19 protein-coding genes are annotated in these 14611 nt (G+C 64.6%); 1 reads left to right on the forward strand and 18 read right to left on the reverse strand.

Annotated features, from left to right (window positions below):
• Positions 1–34 precede the first annotated feature (34 nt).
• The 8 genes from HWN72_RS11985 to HWN72_RS12020 form a co-directional block, all read right to left on the reverse strand.
• On the reverse strand, positions 35–613 hold the full coding sequence (locus HWN72_RS11985) for a hypothetical protein (RefSeq protein ID WP_211150374.1): 579 nt from the start codon (positions 611–613) through the stop codon (positions 35–37).
• Positions 614–700: 87 nt separating this feature from the next.
• Positions 701–2821, reverse strand: coding sequence for a prolyl oligopeptidase family protein (locus tag HWN72_RS11990; protein ID WP_248005976.1), 2121 nt, complete (start codon positions 2819–2821; stop codon positions 701–703).
• 205 nt (positions 2822–3026) lie between these two features.
• Positions 3027–3449 carry a 50S ribosomal protein L17 gene (rplQ, locus tag HWN72_RS11995; RefSeq protein ID WP_036527248.1) on the reverse strand — a complete coding sequence of 141 codons (423 nt, stop codon included), beginning with the start codon at positions 3447–3449 and terminating at the stop codon, positions 3027–3029.
• A 126-nt stretch (positions 3450–3575) separates the two neighbouring features.
• A complete protein-coding gene (locus tag HWN72_RS12000; RefSeq protein ID WP_211150376.1) occupies positions 3576–4124 on the reverse strand; it encodes a hypothetical protein in 549 nt (182 codons plus the stop codon).
• A 96-nt stretch (positions 4125–4220) separates the two neighbouring features.
• Positions 4221–5288 carry a DNA-directed RNA polymerase subunit alpha gene (locus HWN72_RS12005; protein WP_036527247.1) on the reverse strand — a complete coding sequence of 356 codons (1068 nt, stop codon included), beginning with the start codon at positions 5286–5288 and terminating at the stop codon, positions 4221–4223.
• A gap of 105 nt (positions 5289–5393) precedes the next feature.
• On the reverse strand, positions 5394–5783 hold the full coding sequence (gene rpsK / locus HWN72_RS12010) for a 30S ribosomal protein S11 (protein WP_008831163.1): 390 nt from the start codon (positions 5781–5783) through the stop codon (positions 5394–5396).
• A 60-nt stretch (positions 5784–5843) separates the two neighbouring features.
• Positions 5844–6212: a 30S ribosomal protein S13 gene (rpsM, locus tag HWN72_RS12015; protein ID WP_008831162.1), complete on the reverse strand. Its 369-nt coding sequence runs from the start codon at positions 6210–6212 to the stop codon at positions 5844–5846.
• A 351-nt stretch (positions 6213–6563) separates the two neighbouring features.
• Positions 6564–7226: an SRPBCC family protein gene (locus tag HWN72_RS12020; protein ID WP_008831161.1), complete on the reverse strand. Its 663-nt coding sequence runs from the start codon at positions 7224–7226 to the stop codon at positions 6564–6566.
• On the opposite strand from HWN72_RS12020, the gene HWN72_RS12025 reads away from it, so the two are divergent.
• Positions 7225–7389, forward strand: coding sequence for a hypothetical protein (locus HWN72_RS12025; protein ID WP_172705106.1), 165 nt, complete (start codon positions 7225–7227; stop codon positions 7387–7389). The two genes, HWN72_RS12020 and HWN72_RS12025, sit on opposite strands and share 2 nt — an antisense overlap.
• Positions 7390–7431: 42 nt before the next feature.
• Here the strand turns inward: HWN72_RS12025 and HWN72_RS12030 are convergent, their stop codons facing one another.
• The 10 genes from HWN72_RS12030 to rpsN all read right to left on the reverse strand — a co-directional run bounded on the left by HWN72_RS12030 (position 7432) and on the right by rpsN (position 14600).
• On the reverse strand, positions 7432–8079 hold the full coding sequence (locus HWN72_RS12030; RefSeq protein WP_008831160.1) for an adenylate kinase: 648 nt from the start codon (positions 8077–8079) through the stop codon (positions 7432–7434).
• Positions 8080–8119: 40 nt separating this feature from the next.
• On the reverse strand, positions 8120–9487 hold the full coding sequence (gene secY, locus HWN72_RS12035; RefSeq protein ID WP_008831159.1) for a preprotein translocase subunit SecY: 1368 nt from the start codon (positions 9485–9487) through the stop codon (positions 8120–8122).
• 242 nt (positions 9488–9729) lie between these two features.
• The gene (rplO, locus tag HWN72_RS12040; protein ID WP_008831158.1) at positions 9730–10209 is read right to left on the reverse strand and encodes a 50S ribosomal protein L15; all 480 of its coding nucleotides are present in this window, start codon (positions 10207–10209) and stop codon (positions 9730–9732) included.
• Between the two features lie 397 nt (positions 10210–10606).
• Entirely contained in the window at positions 10607–11806 is a 1200-nt protein-coding gene (locus HWN72_RS12045) for an ankyrin repeat domain-containing protein (protein ID WP_211150377.1), read from the reverse strand.
• A gap of 290 nt (positions 11807–12096) precedes the next feature.
• Positions 12097–12273, reverse strand: coding sequence for a 50S ribosomal protein L30 (gene rpmD / locus HWN72_RS12050; RefSeq protein ID WP_008828220.1), 177 nt, complete (start codon positions 12271–12273; stop codon positions 12097–12099).
• Positions 12274–12278: 5 nt separating this feature from the next.
• Complete coding sequence (gene rpsE, locus HWN72_RS12055) at positions 12279–13013, reverse strand: 30S ribosomal protein S5 (RefSeq protein ID WP_008828221.1); 735 nt, start codon at positions 13011–13013, stop codon at positions 12279–12281.
• Positions 13014–13015: 2 nt separating this feature from the next.
• Positions 13016–13354 (reverse strand): 50S ribosomal protein L18, encoded by a 339-nt coding sequence (gene rplR / locus HWN72_RS12060; protein ID WP_008828222.1) that lies wholly within the window; start codon positions 13352–13354, stop codon positions 13016–13018.
• The gene (gene rplF / locus HWN72_RS12065; protein WP_008828223.1) at positions 13354–13887 is read right to left on the reverse strand and encodes a 50S ribosomal protein L6; all 534 of its coding nucleotides are present in this window, start codon (positions 13885–13887) and stop codon (positions 13354–13356) included. Before rplF ends, rplR begins: the two co-directional genes overlap by 1 nt.
• Entirely contained in the window at positions 13887–14282 is a 396-nt protein-coding gene (gene rpsH / locus HWN72_RS12070; RefSeq protein ID WP_008828224.1) for a 30S ribosomal protein S8, read from the reverse strand. Before rpsH ends, rplF begins: the two co-directional genes overlap by 1 nt.
• A gap of 12 nt (positions 14283–14294) precedes the next feature.
• Complete coding sequence (gene rpsN / locus HWN72_RS12075) at positions 14295–14600, reverse strand: 30S ribosomal protein S14 (RefSeq protein WP_008828225.1); 306 nt, start codon at positions 14598–14600, stop codon at positions 14295–14297.
• Positions 14601–14611: the final 11 nt, after the last annotated feature.

Raw genomic sequence — 14611 nt, forward strand, 5'->3', positions numbered from 1 at the left:
CCCGCGCGCGTCGATACCGCGCGGGCGTTTCGGCTCAGATCATGCCATGCCCATCGACAGCCACCGAGCGAATGTGCCCCGAGCCATCGACGCTGCAGGCAAACGGGCGGCCGTCCTGCAGGCGCCCCTCGACGCTGTAGCGCTCGCCCATGCGCCGCACCGAGTCCACCGATTCGACGCGCTTGTCACCGCGCTCGAGTTCCGCAGAACAGGCGTCGACCGCGCCGCCCAGCGATCCGGCCCCGGCAGGCTCGTTCGAATAGTCGCGGCCGCTCACCGGGCCGCCCGGATATGGCGCGGTATCGCCATTGTCGGCCGGCGGCGCGCCATAGTCCGCATCGTCCCCCGCTTCCGGGCCGCCCGGATAGCGATAGGGCGCGGGCTCGCCGCCACGCTTGTCGGCGCTGTTCTTGCTGACGGCAGAAGCGATCGCGGCAACCCCGCCGACGACCAGCAGCCCGGCCAGAAGGTCCCCGCCATCGATGCCGCCGCCGCGATAATGGCGATGGCCCCTCCACTCGTCCCGGCCGTGTGCCAGAACCGGCGTGGCGGTAACGCAAAGCACCGCGAGCGCGGCAAGGGATACGGCGGCACGCGAACGCAACATCTTCATCGGGAGAAACCCTATCCGGCGCGCACGGTCCGCGCCGCCCAAGTCACGGAACGTACGCCGCTCATGCTGTCCTATGCATGAACCGCTTCACGGCGTCGCGGCGGTCGGCTCTCCGGCCTGAGCGACACTGGCTTCGGCCGGAAGGCGCAGCCCCGTCCACTGCGCGACGAAGGCGAGGATGTCCGCACCCTCCTCGATCGCCTTGTCCGTGGGCTTTCCCGAGCCGTGTCCGGCGCGGGTCTCGATGCGGATGAGACGCGGCCTGGCCCCGAGGTTCGCGTGCTGCAGCGCCGCCGTGTACTTGAACGAGTGCCCGGGCACCACGCGGTCGTCGGTGTCTGCCGTAGTAACCAGGATCGCCGGATACTGCGCACCCTCGCGAATGTTGTGGTAGGGCGAATAGGCGCGCAGGACCTTGAAGTCGTCTTCCCGGTCCGGCCTCCCATAGTCGTCGGTCCAGTAACGCCCGGCCGTGAAGCGGTCGAAGCGCAGCATGTCCATGACGCCCACTTGCGCGACCGCCGCCGCGAACAGGTCCGGCCGCTGGTTGACCACCGCACCCACCAGCAACCCGCCGTTGGAGCCGCCCTGAATGGCAAGGCCGTCCTTCTTCGCGATGCCCTCGTTTACGAGGAACTCGCCCGCCGCGATGAAGTCGTCGAAGACGTTCTGCTTGTTCTGCCGCCGCCCCGCATCGTGCCACTCGCGCCCGTACTCGCCGCCGCCGCGCAAGTTCGCCAGCGCGAAGGCCCCGCCCGCCTCCAGCCACGCCATGCGCGTCGCCGAGAAGCCGGGGGTCAGCGAAACGTCGAAGCCGCCATATCCATAGAGCAGCGTCGGCACCGGCTGCTTCGTTTTGGCCACCGCACGACTGCGCACGATGAACATCGGCACGCGGGTGCCGTCCTTCGACGGGAAGAAGCGCTGCTCGACCACGTAGGCACCCGGATCGTAGCACATCTTCGGCGTCGCGAAGGGCGTCGTCACCCCGGTCGCCAGGTCCATCCGGTAGATAGAGGCCGGACAGTTGAAGCTGGTGAAGGCGTAGAACGTCTCCGGGTCGCCCGGCTTCCCGCGAAAGCCCGAAGCGGTGCCGATGCCGTTCAGCGACAGCGTCTTGCCGACACTGCCGTCGAGCGCCAGGATTTCCGCATGGCTCGCCGCATCGCGCATGTAGTTGAGGACGAGCCGGTCCCCGACGATCCCCGCGCGCTCCAGAATATCCTCGCGCTCGGCGACGATCTCGGTCCACTCGGCCTTGGGTGCATCGAGATCGATGCCGACGAGCCGATAGCGCGGCGCGTCCCGGTTGGTCACGTACCACAACTTGCGCCCGGCACCTTCGACCAGCTTCCAGTCATCGGTGAAACCGGAGACGAGCGGCACTGCCTTCCATCCGTCGCGCTTGCGCTTGTCGAGATCGATCACCCGCACTTCGTAGCGCGCATCGGTGCCGACATGACTGGTGATGAGCGCCAGGCGCCCGTCCTGCGTCACGTCCGCCACATGCCCCAGATCGGGCGCGTCGGGCGTCGCATAGACCAGTTCGTCCGCGTCCTGAGCCGTGCCGATGCGGTGGAAATACACGGCCTGGTTGTAGTTCAGCGACTGGAACGCCGCGCCTTCCTTCGGCTCCGGGAAGCGCGAATAGAGGAAGCCTTCCTCGCCCACCCATGAGAGGCCCGTGAACTTGGCCCAGCGCACCTCGTCCTGCAGCGGCTCGCCGGTCTTGACGTCGATCACGCGCAGGATGCGCCAGTCGCTGCCGCCGTCCTGAACGCTATACAGCAGGTAGCGCCCCTTCTGCGAGGGCTCCCAGGAATCGAGTGCCGTCGCCCCGTCCTTCGCCCAGGCGTTGGGATCGAGCAGCAGGCGCGGCTTGCCGTCCAGCCCCTTGCGTACGAACAACTGCGCCTGGTTCTGCAGGCCGGTGTTACGGGTGTAGAAGTAGCTGCCGCCCGCCTTCACCGGGATACCGAAGCGCTCGTAGTCCATGAAGGCGCGGATGCGGCGCTGGAACTGCGCGCGCTGGGGGAGTGCGGTCAGATAGTCTTCGGTGACGGCGTTCTCACGGCTCACCCAGTCGGCGACCTCGGAGGAATGTCTTACGTCATCCTCGAGCCAGCGATAGGGATCGGCGATGGCCTCGCCGAACTGGGTCTCTACGACAGTGTCGCGGCGGGTCTGTGGATAGCTGATGTCGGACATAGGCCCTGCCCAGATGGGCGTCGCCGCCCCCGACAGCAAGAGCGCCGCCAACACCTGCAGCCCGCTAATCTTCACACATCCTCCCGACCCTGTTTTTGAGCCTGTTTTCTAGCACATCGCCGCGCCGGGGAAAGCACGCATGAAAAAGCGGCCGCGAACCGAAGTCCGCGACCGCTTCTCTATCCCGTCAGGGACGCCGAGTGGCTTACGCCTCGGCGAATTCCTCGGCGTCGGTGTGCACCGGGCCGGAGTCCTGGCCCTTGGCATCGACGTCGCGGTCGACCAGTTCGATAATCGCGATCGGAGCGGCGTCCGAAGCGCGGTAACCGGCCTTGATGATGCGGGTGTAGCCACCCTCGCGACCGGCAAAACGCTCGGCGAGGACTTCGAACAGCTTCTTTTCCTGCGCTTCGTCGAGAATGCGCGCGTGCGCGAGACGACGGTTCGAAAGGCCGCCCTTCTTCGCGAGCGTGATCAGCTTCTCGATGTAGGGACGCAGTTCCTTCGCCTTCGGCGTGGTGGTCTGGATCTGCTCGTGCTTGATCAGCGCTGCGGCCAGGTTGCGCAGCAGGGCCGCGCGGTGGCCGGACTTGCGCTGCAGCTTGCGGCCGCCCATCTTGTGACGCATATTCTTTACTCCGTTCGTCAGGCAGCCGTTCAAGGTACTGCCTGCCGGGCGATGCGGTTAGACCATCGCCCAAAGCCTGTTCACGTATTTGTGAAGCGCGCCCTCAATACGAAAACGGGGCGGGAGTCAAGGCTTGAAGGTCATTCCATCACATTGAAGCCAATAGCCATCGAAACTCGGCCTGACATCACCGGTTCTCGCCCTCAATTCCAATGCTGCCATTCGGATGAGATTGACGGCGAACAGCAAAGCCGCCCCCATCCAGAACCAATAGCTTACCGGGCTATCCGCCATCCGAAACGTATCATTGCCGACAAGCAGCCCTATTGAATTCACCTGTCCTTCGCGCCACCCACCGACGATGTAATCAACGGCCATTGCGACAAGAAACAAGTTCGCGATCATCGCGACATATTTGTTTGTGAAGATCGAACGGGCTTCCTCCTCAGCCTCCCAAACAAGACATTCCTCGACTGATACCAGCATCGCGAGATCCCGCTTGCGATGCCACCAAATCCTGTCCCAAATCGGAAGTCCCAGCGCCACCAATAGCATGGGCTGTAACAGCGACGCGCCCGTCACCGCACATGCGGTTAGGACCAGCCCCAGAATGCAGGCGCTGACGACAAGGGACCGCCTTTGAAGCCGCCTAACGATCATATCAATGTCTGGCATGGTTTGAAGTCTATGCCGCGATCGCCCTTACAAGCAAAGAAAAAGGCCCCGCAGTCACCCGCGAGGCCCTCTTCATTTCGAAACCCGAAGGTCCAATCAGCCGAGCAGTTCCTGCTCGAGCTTCTTGGCCATCTCTTCGATGTTCTCGGGCGGCCAGCCCGGGATGTCCATGCCGAGGCGCAGACCCATCGAGGAAAGCACTTCCTTGATCTCGTTGAGCGACTTGCGGCCGAAGTTCGGCGTGCGCAGCATCTCGGCTTCGGTCTTCTGGACCAGATCGCCGATGTAGATGATGTTGTCGTTCTTGAGGCAGTTGGCCGAACGGACCGACAGTTCCAGCTCGTCCACCTTCTTGAGAAGGTAACGGTTGAGCTGGTTGGTGTCGCTCTCTTCCGAAGCCGCCGCGCCGCCGACAGCCACGCCGATCATCGGCGAGGCGCCAACCGGGGCGATGTCTTCGAAGTGGACGAACAGCGCCAGCTGGTCCTGCAGGATGCGCGCGGCATAAGCCACGGCATCTTCCGGGGTCACGGTGCCGTCGGTCTCGACCGTCAGGTTGAGCTTGTCGAAGTCCAGCTCCTGGCCGATGCGGGCGTTCTCGACCTTGTAGCTCACCTGGCGAACCGGCGAGTAGAGCGAGTCGACCGGGATCAGACCAATCGGCGCGTCGACCGGACGGTTCGACACGGCGGGGACGTAACCCTTGCCCGAGTCGGCGGTCAGCTCCATGTTGAGCGTCGCACCATCGTCGAGGTGGCAGATCACGAGGTCCTTGTTCATGACCTCGATGTCACCGGTGACGGCGATGTCGCCGGCGGTGACGGCGGCCGGACCGGTTGCCGAAAGCTGGAGGCGCTTCGGACCATCGCCCTGCATCTTGAGCGCGATCTGCTTGACGTTCAGGACGATGTCCGTGACGTCTTCACGCACGCCTGCGAGCGACGAGAATTCGTGGAGCACGTTCTCGATCTTGATCGAGGTGATCGCCGCGCCCTGGAGGGAAGAGAGCAGCACGCGACGCAGCGCGTTGCCGAGCGTCAGGCCGAAGCCGCGCTCGAGAGGTTCGGCGACGAAGGTCGCCTTCAGCTTGGGGTCTGGTCCCGGCTTGATCTCAAGGCTGTTCGGCTTCTTGAGTTCCTGCCAGTTCTTGATGTTGACAGTCATGGACTTCCCCTGGGAGTGATGGCGGTTGCGTCCCGAAGGCCTGGTGGAGAGGCCCGGGACGTTCCGAAGACGGGCGGTGACCGGTCACCGCCCGCATTAGCTCGATCAGACGCGGCGGCGCTTCGAGGGACGCACGCCGTTATGCGGAATCGGCGTGACGTCGCGGATCGAGGTAATCGTGAAGCCCACGGCAGCCAGGGCGCGCAGGGCGCTCTCGCGGCCCGAACCCGGGCCCTTGACTTCGACTTCGAGGGTGCGGACGCCGTGCTCGGCGGCCTTCTTGCCGGCGTCGTCCGCGGCCACCTGAGCGGCGTACGGGGTCGACTTGCGGCTGCCCTTGAAGCCCATCATGCCGGCGGAGGACCACGAAATCGCGTTGCCCTGGGCGTCGGTGATGGTCACCATGGTGTTGTTGAAGCTAGCATTCACGTGGGCGATGCCGCTCGTGATGTTCTTGCGCTCGCGGCGCTTAATGCGCTGAGGTTCGCGTGCCATATCGTATATCCTGTCGAATTATCGCTGCGGGAAACCGAAAGCCTTAACGGCTCCCTCGGCTTACTTCTTCTTGCCGGCGATCGGCTTGGCCTTGCCCTTGCGGGTGCGCGCATTGGTGTGCGTGCGCTGGCCACGAACCGGCAGACCCTTGCGGTGACGCAGGCCGCGGTAGCAGGCGAGGTCCATCAGGCGCTTGATGTTCATCGCGGTCTCGCGACGAAGGTCACCCTCGACCGTGTGGTCGGCGTCGATGGTCTCACGGATCTGGAGCACTTCGGCGTCCGAGAGATCCTGGATACGGCGGGTGTGATCGATACCGAGCTTGTCGGCGATCTCGAGCGCCTTGGTACGGCCGATGCCGTGGATATACGTCAGCGCGATGATAACGCGCTTGTTGGTGGGGAGATTTACCCCTGCAATACGAGCCACTTAATTCTCCTGCTCCACAGAGGTGCGAGCGCGCACCTCCATCTCATCGCGAAAACACTCGGGGAAGTGAAATGGCAAAAGGCCCGGTTGGCGGTTACACGCGGGTGCTTTGGACACGCGGTATGGGCCTTCCGGACTGCCGTTTACTGACGAGTGAAGGGGGCGCTTAAAACGATTCGCGCGCAGAGTCAACGTTCCGCGTCAACGCCTGCGGCATCGACCGGGCGCCGCCCTCCGCCTGATCGACGGGGCGGATGTCGCGCCTGTGAGGACTGTTTAACGCAAATCGCGAGGCCAGTCAAAGTGCGTAGCACCCGGCCCTGTCCCATGGCGGCACCGCACGCATCGGACCTAGCGTCCGACGAGCGGCCCGTCACTGGTCATCGGCTTGCTCGAAAGCGGCACGATGTCGAGCCCGACCGCAGGATCCGCCGCTGCAGGCGCCTCGACAGGCGGGTCGGCAACGTCCGTCTCGATCTTCGGGAAGGCCGCCGCGAAGGCGCCGCCCAGCTTCTCCGTCAGGCGCTGGAGCTGTCCGCCGAGCATGCCATCCACCGCAGGCGCCAGTTTCTCGAACGGGGTGCGGGTGAAACCGCCCACGACGTATTCGAGCAGGACCTGCGTACCGCCCTTCCCGTCCGGCTTGAGCTGCACGGTAAGCGTGCCGATCGCCGCGTCCGACTGCAGCGGGCCGAGCGCCCCGCTCATACGCAGGGCGCGGCCGCGCTCCACGTAGATCACCCGCATGTGCTCGACGCTGCCGCGCGGCGTTGCCTTGGGCGAGCTTTCGTTGGGCAGCACTTCGCAGAAGCAGCCGCCCGCCCGCGCATCGAGCGTGAGGTTCGCGGCATCGCCGGACCAGGTGTGATCGGAGTCCCACCAGACCGAAGGCTTCACCAGCACTGCCCAGGTTTCCTCGGGCGTCGCCGGGACTTGCGCGACATGGCGCACGACGAAGCCGTTGGCCTCGACTTGCGCGACGCTCGCGCTTGCCGCCGAAGGAACGAGCGCCATGCCGGCCGCCGCCAGCGCAAATGCGAAAGACTTCATAAAGCTGCCCCTGCCCGGCCGTGAAGGCCCCGTCAATGTCGCGAAACCGTCCATGCCAGATCGCATGAAGCCCGTCATCCCTGTCGCGCACTTCGACGACAAAATGAAAAACCCGGAAGCGACCTGAGGCACTTCCGGGTTTCATTGTTCGGTTCACTCTGGAACAGGATCAGCCCGCGAGGATTGCCTCGATCGCCGCCGTCACCTCGTCCATGTCAGCCATGCCGTCGACTTTGGCGACGATACCGCGCGCTTCGTAGACGGGCAGGATCGGCGCGGTCTTGGCGCGGTATTCGGCCATGCGGGTGCGCACGGTCTCGGCGTTGTCATCCGGGCGGCGCTTGAACTCGTGCCCGCCGCACTTGTCGCAAGTGCCTTCGACCTTAGGCTTCTCGAAGGTGTCGTGGTAGCCCTTGCCGCAAGTGGCGCAGGTGAAGCGGCCGGTGATGCGCTCGACCAGAGCATCCTCGTTCACTTCCAGTTCGATCACGTGATCGAGCTTGCGACCGCGCGCTTCCAGAATGCCGTCAAGCGATTCCGCCTGCGCTTCGGTGCGCGGATAGCCGTCGAAGATGGCGCCGGTATCCACGCCCATCGCGTCGAGTTCGTCCCCGATCAGCGCCGAGACGATCGCGTCCGACACCAGCTCGCCACGCTCCATGACCGCCTTGGCTTCGAGCCCGGTCGGCGTCCCCGCCTTGACTGCGGCGCGCAGCATGTCGCCGGTCGACAACTGGCGCATGCCATGCTTGTCGACGAGACGCTGCGCCTGGGTTCCCTTGCCCGCCCCCGGCGGTCCCAGCAGGATAATGTTCACGCCCTGAATCCCCCTCGGTTTTACGTTATCGGCACGCGCCTCAGCGCATGCGGCCCTTCAGCTTGGCCTTCTTGATGAGGTCGCCGTACTGGTGCGCCAGCAGGTGCGACTGAATCTGCGTGATCGTATCCACGGTCACGTTGACGACGATCAGCAGACTCGTGCCACCCATGAACAGCAGCGGCAAGCCCGTCATCGACAGGAAGTACTCAGGCACCGTGCAGACGATGACCAGGTAGGCCGCACCGATCACGGTGATGCGCGTCAGGACGTAGTCGAGATAGACCGCAGTGTTCTTGCCGGGACGGATACCCGGAATGAAGCCGCCGTTCTTCTTCAGGTTGTCCGAGGTCTCTTCCGGATTGAAGACGACTGCGGTGTAGAAGAAGCAGAAGAAAATGATGCCCGCCGCGTAGAGCAGCATGTAGAGCGGCTTGCCGTGGCCCAAGTACTGGTTGAGCGAGACCACGATCTTGCCCATCGTCGAATCCGGCGTCAGCGACTTGCCGGCGAACTGGCTGATCGTCAGCGGCAGCAGCAGCAGCGAACTGGCGAAGATCGGCGGGATCACGCCGGCGGTGTTGAGCTTGAGCGGCAGGTGGCTGCGGTCGGCCTGCATCATGCCGCGCTGGGTGGCGCGCTTGGGATACTGGATCAGCAGGCGGCGCGTGGCGCGTTCCATGAAGCAGATCATCAGGATCATCGCCACCACCAGCGCGATCAGCGCGATGATGAGGATCGAACCGGTGTCGCCCGCCGAGTAGGCCGAGCCCAGGTTGCTGGCGAACGTCGGCATCTGCGCGACGATACCCGCCATGATGATGAGCGAGACGCCGTTGCCGATCCCGCGCGAGGTGATCTGCTCACCCAGCCACAGCAGGAACATGGTGCCGCCGATCAGCGAGATCACCGCGCCGACGCGGAACGGGATGCCGGGATCGACCACGGCGCCAAGACCGCGCGAGGTCGAAAGCGCCTCGAGACCGGTGGCGATCGCGTAGCCCTGCACGATGCACAGCAGCACGGTGCCGTAGCGCGTGTACTGGTTGAGCTTCTTGCGTCCGGCTTCGCCTTCCTTCTTCAGCGCGACGAGCGCCGGGTGGAGAGAGGCGGCCAGCTGCACCACGATCGAGGCGGTGATGTACGGCATCACGCCGAGCGCGATCAGGCTCATGCGCGAAAGCGAACCGCCCGAGAACGTGTTGAACAGGTCAAGGATGCCGCCCTGCGTCTGCAGATAGAGATCGCGCAGCGCGACCGGGTTCACACCCGGCAGCGGCACGAAGCTCAAAAAGCGGAACACGATGAGCGCGCCGATGGTGAACCAGATGCGGTTCTTCAGCTCGGTGGCCTTGGAGAAATTGGCCAGGCTGAGCGTGCTGGCGATGTTGTCGGCGCGTGAAGCCATGACGTTCTAAAAAGCCTCGAAGAATCTGATCGGACTCGCCCTTAGCGGCTCATGCCTGCCTTGTCGAACCCGGGAAGGAAACTGGCCATATAGACATTGGAACGATGTCGGGAAGACCCGTCCCGCACGAATCGGCTCCAGTGTGCCGCCCGCGCATCACATTTGTCGACACCTTACAGGAAGAGAGGGCGAAGCGCCCGGCGCCCGCCCTCTCCTTATGCCTTAGCGTGTCGCGCCGGAAATCAGGCCGCAGCCTCTTCCTTGGCGGGAACGATCACCGAACCGCCGGCCTTTTCGACCGCGGCAACGGCACCGGCCGAAGCGCCGGCAACGTTGAAGGTGACCTTGGCGGTCAGTTCACCCTTGGCGAGGAGGCGCACGCCGTCCTTGCCGCCACGGGCCAGGCCGACGGCCTTGAGCGCCGCGTGATCGACCACGCCGGTGACGTCCAGCTTGCCGGCGTCGATGAACTTCTGGACCAGGCCCAGGTTCACTTCCGCGAAGTCCTTGGCGAACTTCTTGTTCGAGAAGCCGCGCTTCGGCAGGCGCATGTGGAGCGGCATCTGCCCACCCTCGAAGCCGTTGATCGAAACGCCCGAGCGCGCCTTGGCACCCTTCTGGCCGCGTCCCGAGGTCTTGCCCTTGCCCGAGCCGATACCACGGCCGACGCGCATGCGGCGGTGACGGGCGCCGGCGTTGTCACGGATGTCATTCAGTTTCATGTTCTGCACTCGCTTTCGCTTTGAGTCGCGCTGATAGGAAGCGGCGCCCCTAGCGGATGAGGGCGCGCTTGTCACCCCGGATTCGGGAAGAGCGGGTCATCCCACATCCCGGTTTACACAGAAGAGCCTGTGAAACCCCGAGATTGTTCCTTTACAGTGAATGACTTGCGCCCATTCCCTGTGACCTTTCGCGTACGCCCTTCTCCGCTTCAGAAGCTATCTTCATCATCATAACTGTCTTTCCCGTGCAGGCGGGAACCCATCTCCTGACATTGCCTGTTGCGAAGACATCAGATGGGTCCCCGCCTTCACGGGGATGACGGAAAAAGGGGGGAAGGCGACAGCGCGCGCCCTCACCGATCCTCTATCGCATGAATCACGGCATGTAGGACATGCCTCAGCTGCCGCCGCCGAAGCCCACCAGCAACTTCGCCCTCTCCGGCACCCGTGTACCGAAGGCGTCGCGCGCAGGCGCCCAGCGCACGATCTCCACCGCCAGCCCGCACAGTTCCTTGTCGAACGCGGGCGAGACGGATGCCGGATCCATCTTGCACTCTGTCGTGTTGCCCTGCTCGTCCACCTGGAAGTTCAGGTCGTAGCGGCCGAACGGCTTGGCTTTCAGCTGCGTATCGTAACGCTCCTTGAGTTCGGTGAGCGCATGGTTGAACTCGACGAGGCTGGCGTCATCCCAGCGCGGCTTCTGGCGCAGGCTGGCGAACTGCTCTTCGGTCACCAGCGGCCGCATCGCGCGGATGACACCGTACCAGCGCATCACGCGCGCGATCTGCAACGGCGACTGGCGGTCGATGGTGGTCTGGCACGTCCCGCCGATCGGGTCGGCCTTGGCCCGCAGCAGCGCCTGCGCCGCAGGCCAGCGATGGTAGGCGACCGCCCAGGCGAGCGGGGTGAGGCCGAACAGATCGGGCTTGTCGATGCCCTTGGGATCGCGCTCCAGCAGGATGCCGATATCCCGGATCGAGCCGCGCCGCGCCGCCGCGCCGAGCCCGTGCTCCATGCGCGCGACGCCCAGTTCGGCGAAACCGTAGGGCTGTTCGATCCCGGCATCGGGATTGTCCGGCATCGTCGGCGCCGGCCCGGCCTTGTCGACCGCACGGCAGACGTCGGCATAAGGATAGCGCGGATCGGCCAGCATCGCGGCGTTGTAGCGGCGACCAAAGCCGGTGACGGTATCGTCGGGCTTCTGCTGCCCGCCCTCGACCTTGCCCTCCGGCACGAAGGCCACCGCGCGCACGGTCCATGGCGAAAGGCCGCCAAGCATGCGGCACTGTACGCCGTAAGCCTCGGTGGAGATGCCGGTCGGCGTGGTCGCGGCAATCAGGCGAAAGTCGCCCATGTCGAGCGCCTTGTGTGCCTCCGCCACGGCGTTGGCGCTACCGTCCTTCAGCCTGCGGCGCAGCGAGCGGTCACCCTTGCGCAGCTTGTCCAGGAACGCGGTATCCGCACGCAGGTCGCCGCATTGGGTTACCGAGGCGCCCTCGACACCGAGATTGCCCTTGGGCGCGTCGTCCGAGCACGCGGCCGTCGTCAGCGCGCCCATGCACAGGATGGTGGCCCTCAGAAGCCGCTTGCCGATCAAGACCTGTCCCCGATTGGAATCCGTGGCGCCTCACGGCGCCGATGAAGCTGGCGCGAATAGCATAGCCGCGCGCTGTTGGAAGAGCATTACTTGCGGGAAGGCCCACCATGCCCCTGGGGCTTCGACAAGCTCAGCCTGAGCGGAATTGGGAGGTTTGCACTTAGCCCCGCTCTCCCTGAGCCTGTCGAAGGGTCACCCTGAGCTTGTCGAAGGGCCGGCCACCCACGCAAAAAGGCCCCGGTGTTTCCACCGAGGCCCTTCTGTCTCGTTCAACGTGAACCTGTGAAGGTTCAGTCGACGATCTTCACCATGTGCGGCAGCTTGGCGATGGCACCGCGCACTTCGGCGGTGTCTTCGCGCTCCACGATACGGTGCATCTTGCCGAGGCCGAGACCGATGAGGATCTTCTTCTGGCTCTCGGGGCGACGGATCGGCGAACCGATCTGCTGGATCTTGATCTTCGCCATGATGCTTACTCCACGATGGCTTCGGCAGCGGCCTCGGCCTCTACCTCGGTAGCACCACCGCGACCAAGCAGGTCGGCGATCTTCTTGCCACGACGCTGGGCCACCGACTTCGGCGAAGTCTGCGTGGTCAGCGCGTCGAAGGTGGCGCGGATCATGTTGTACGGGTTCGAGGTGCCCACCGACTTGGTGACGACGTCAGCGACGCCCAGGCTCTCGAACACGGCGCGCATCGGACCACCGGCGATGATGCCCGTACCGGCCGGAGCCGTACGCACGTTCACCTTGCCGGCGCCGAAGTGGCCCTTGCCGTCGTGATGGAGGGTACGACCCTCCTTCAGCGCGACGCGGATCATCTTCTTCTTGGCCGAGGCAGTCGCCTTGGTGATCGCCTCGGGAACTTCGCGGGCCTTCGAGTGACCGAAGCCCACGCGGCCCTTGCCGTCACCGACGACGACGAGCGCGGCGAAGCCGAAGCGCTTACCGCCCTTGACGGTCTTGGAGACGCGGTTGATGTGAACGAGCTTTTCGATCAGCTCTTCACCCTGCTCCTCGTCGGCGTTGCGGTTGCCGCGACGGTCGTCACGACGGCCGCCACGGCCACCGCGCTCACCACCGCGATCGTTGCCGCCACGGCCACGGCCGCCACGACCACGGCCGCCTTCGCGGTTACCCTCGAACGGCGCGCCGCCCTGGGGTGCTTCAGCCGAAACCGGCTGCGTGTTGTTGTTTTCGTCAGCCATGATCAGAACTCCAGCCCGCCTTCACGGGCGGCTTCGGCAAGCGCCTTGACGCGGCCGTGATACAGGAAGCCACCGCGGTCGAACACGACCGAGGTAACACCCGCCTTCTTGGCGGCCTCGGCGAGTTCCTTGCCAACGCGGGTCGCGGCGTCGAGGTCGGTGCCCTTGGCGCCCAGCGTGTTGGCTGCAGCGACGGTGTGGCCCTGCGCATCGTCGATGATCTGCGCATAGATGTGACGGCCGGTGCGGTGCACCGACAGACGGGGACGACCACCCGAACGGGCCTTGAGCGCGGTGCGAACGCGGCGCGCGCGGCGATCGAAGAGAGACAGCTTTGCCATTACTTCTTCTTCCCTTCCTTGCGGAAGATGTACTCACCGCGGTAGGCGATACCCTTGCCCTTGTAGGGCTCAGGCTTGCGCCAGCGGCGAATTTCGGCCGCAAGCTGGCCGACCTTCTGCTTGTCGATGCCCGAGATTTCGACCGTGGTGTTATCCGGGGTCTTGACCTCAATGCCTTCCGGCACGGCGATGTCGACGTCGTGCGAGTAGCCGAGCTGCAGCTTCAGGGTCTTGCCCTGCGAAGCGGCACGGTAGCCGACGCCCTTGATGTCGAGGATCTTGGTGAAGCCGTTGGTGACGCCTTCGATCAGGTTCGACACGAGGGTGCGCTGAAGGCCCCAGTGGCTGCGCGACTGCTTCGACTGGCCGATGGGCTGCACGGCGATCGCACCGTCGTCCACCGAGTAGGTGACGAGGTCCGACAGACCCAGGGTCAGGGTGCCCTTGGGGCCCTTTACCGAGAGAACACCGTTGTCGATGTTGGCGGTGACGCCGTTGGGAACGGCCACCGGCTTCTTACCGATGCGGCTCATTAGAACACCTCCGCCAGCACTTCGCCGCCGACGTTCTGTGCACGTGCTTCGGCATCCGAGAGCACGCCGCGAGGCGTCGAGACGATGGTGATGCCGAGACCGTTGCGAACGACCGGGAGTTCCTTGGAACCCGAGTAGACGCGGCGGCCGGGCTTGGAGACACGAGCGATGTGCTTGATGGCGGCTTCGCCTTCGAAGTACTTCAGCTCGATGCGCAGCTGCGGGTGGGCGCCGGTGGCGTCGTCGGAGAAGCCACGGATGTAGCCTTCACGCTGGAGAACTTCCAGGACGCGCGCACGCAGCTTCGAGGCCGGCGAGAGGACGGAGTCCTTCTTCGCCTGCTGGCCGTTGCGGATGCGGGTGAGCATATCACCCAGGGGATCGGTCAATGCCATTGCTTCTAACCCTTACCAGCTCGACTTGGTCACGCCGGGGATCATGCCCTTGTTGGCAAGATCACGCAGCTCGACGCGGCACAGGCCGAACTTGCGGTAATAACCGCGCGGACGGCCGGTCGTGGCGCAACGGTTGCGAACCCGGGTGGGGTTTGCGTTGCGCGGGATCTCGGCCAGCTTCAGGCGAGCAATGAGACGCTCGGTTTCATCGAGCGACTGATCGTCAGCGACCGCCTTGAGGCGCTCGTACTTGCCTGCATACTTCTTGACGAGCTTCTTGCGACGCTCATTCTTGTTCACGGAACTCAGTTTCGCCATGGACTTAAGCT

Origin of the sequence: Novosphingobium sp. HR1a (assembly GCF_015594425.1) — a bacterium.
In the GTDB taxonomy this organism is placed as follows: domain Bacteria; phylum Pseudomonadota; class Alphaproteobacteria; order Sphingomonadales; family Sphingomonadaceae; genus Novosphingobium; species Novosphingobium resinovorum_A.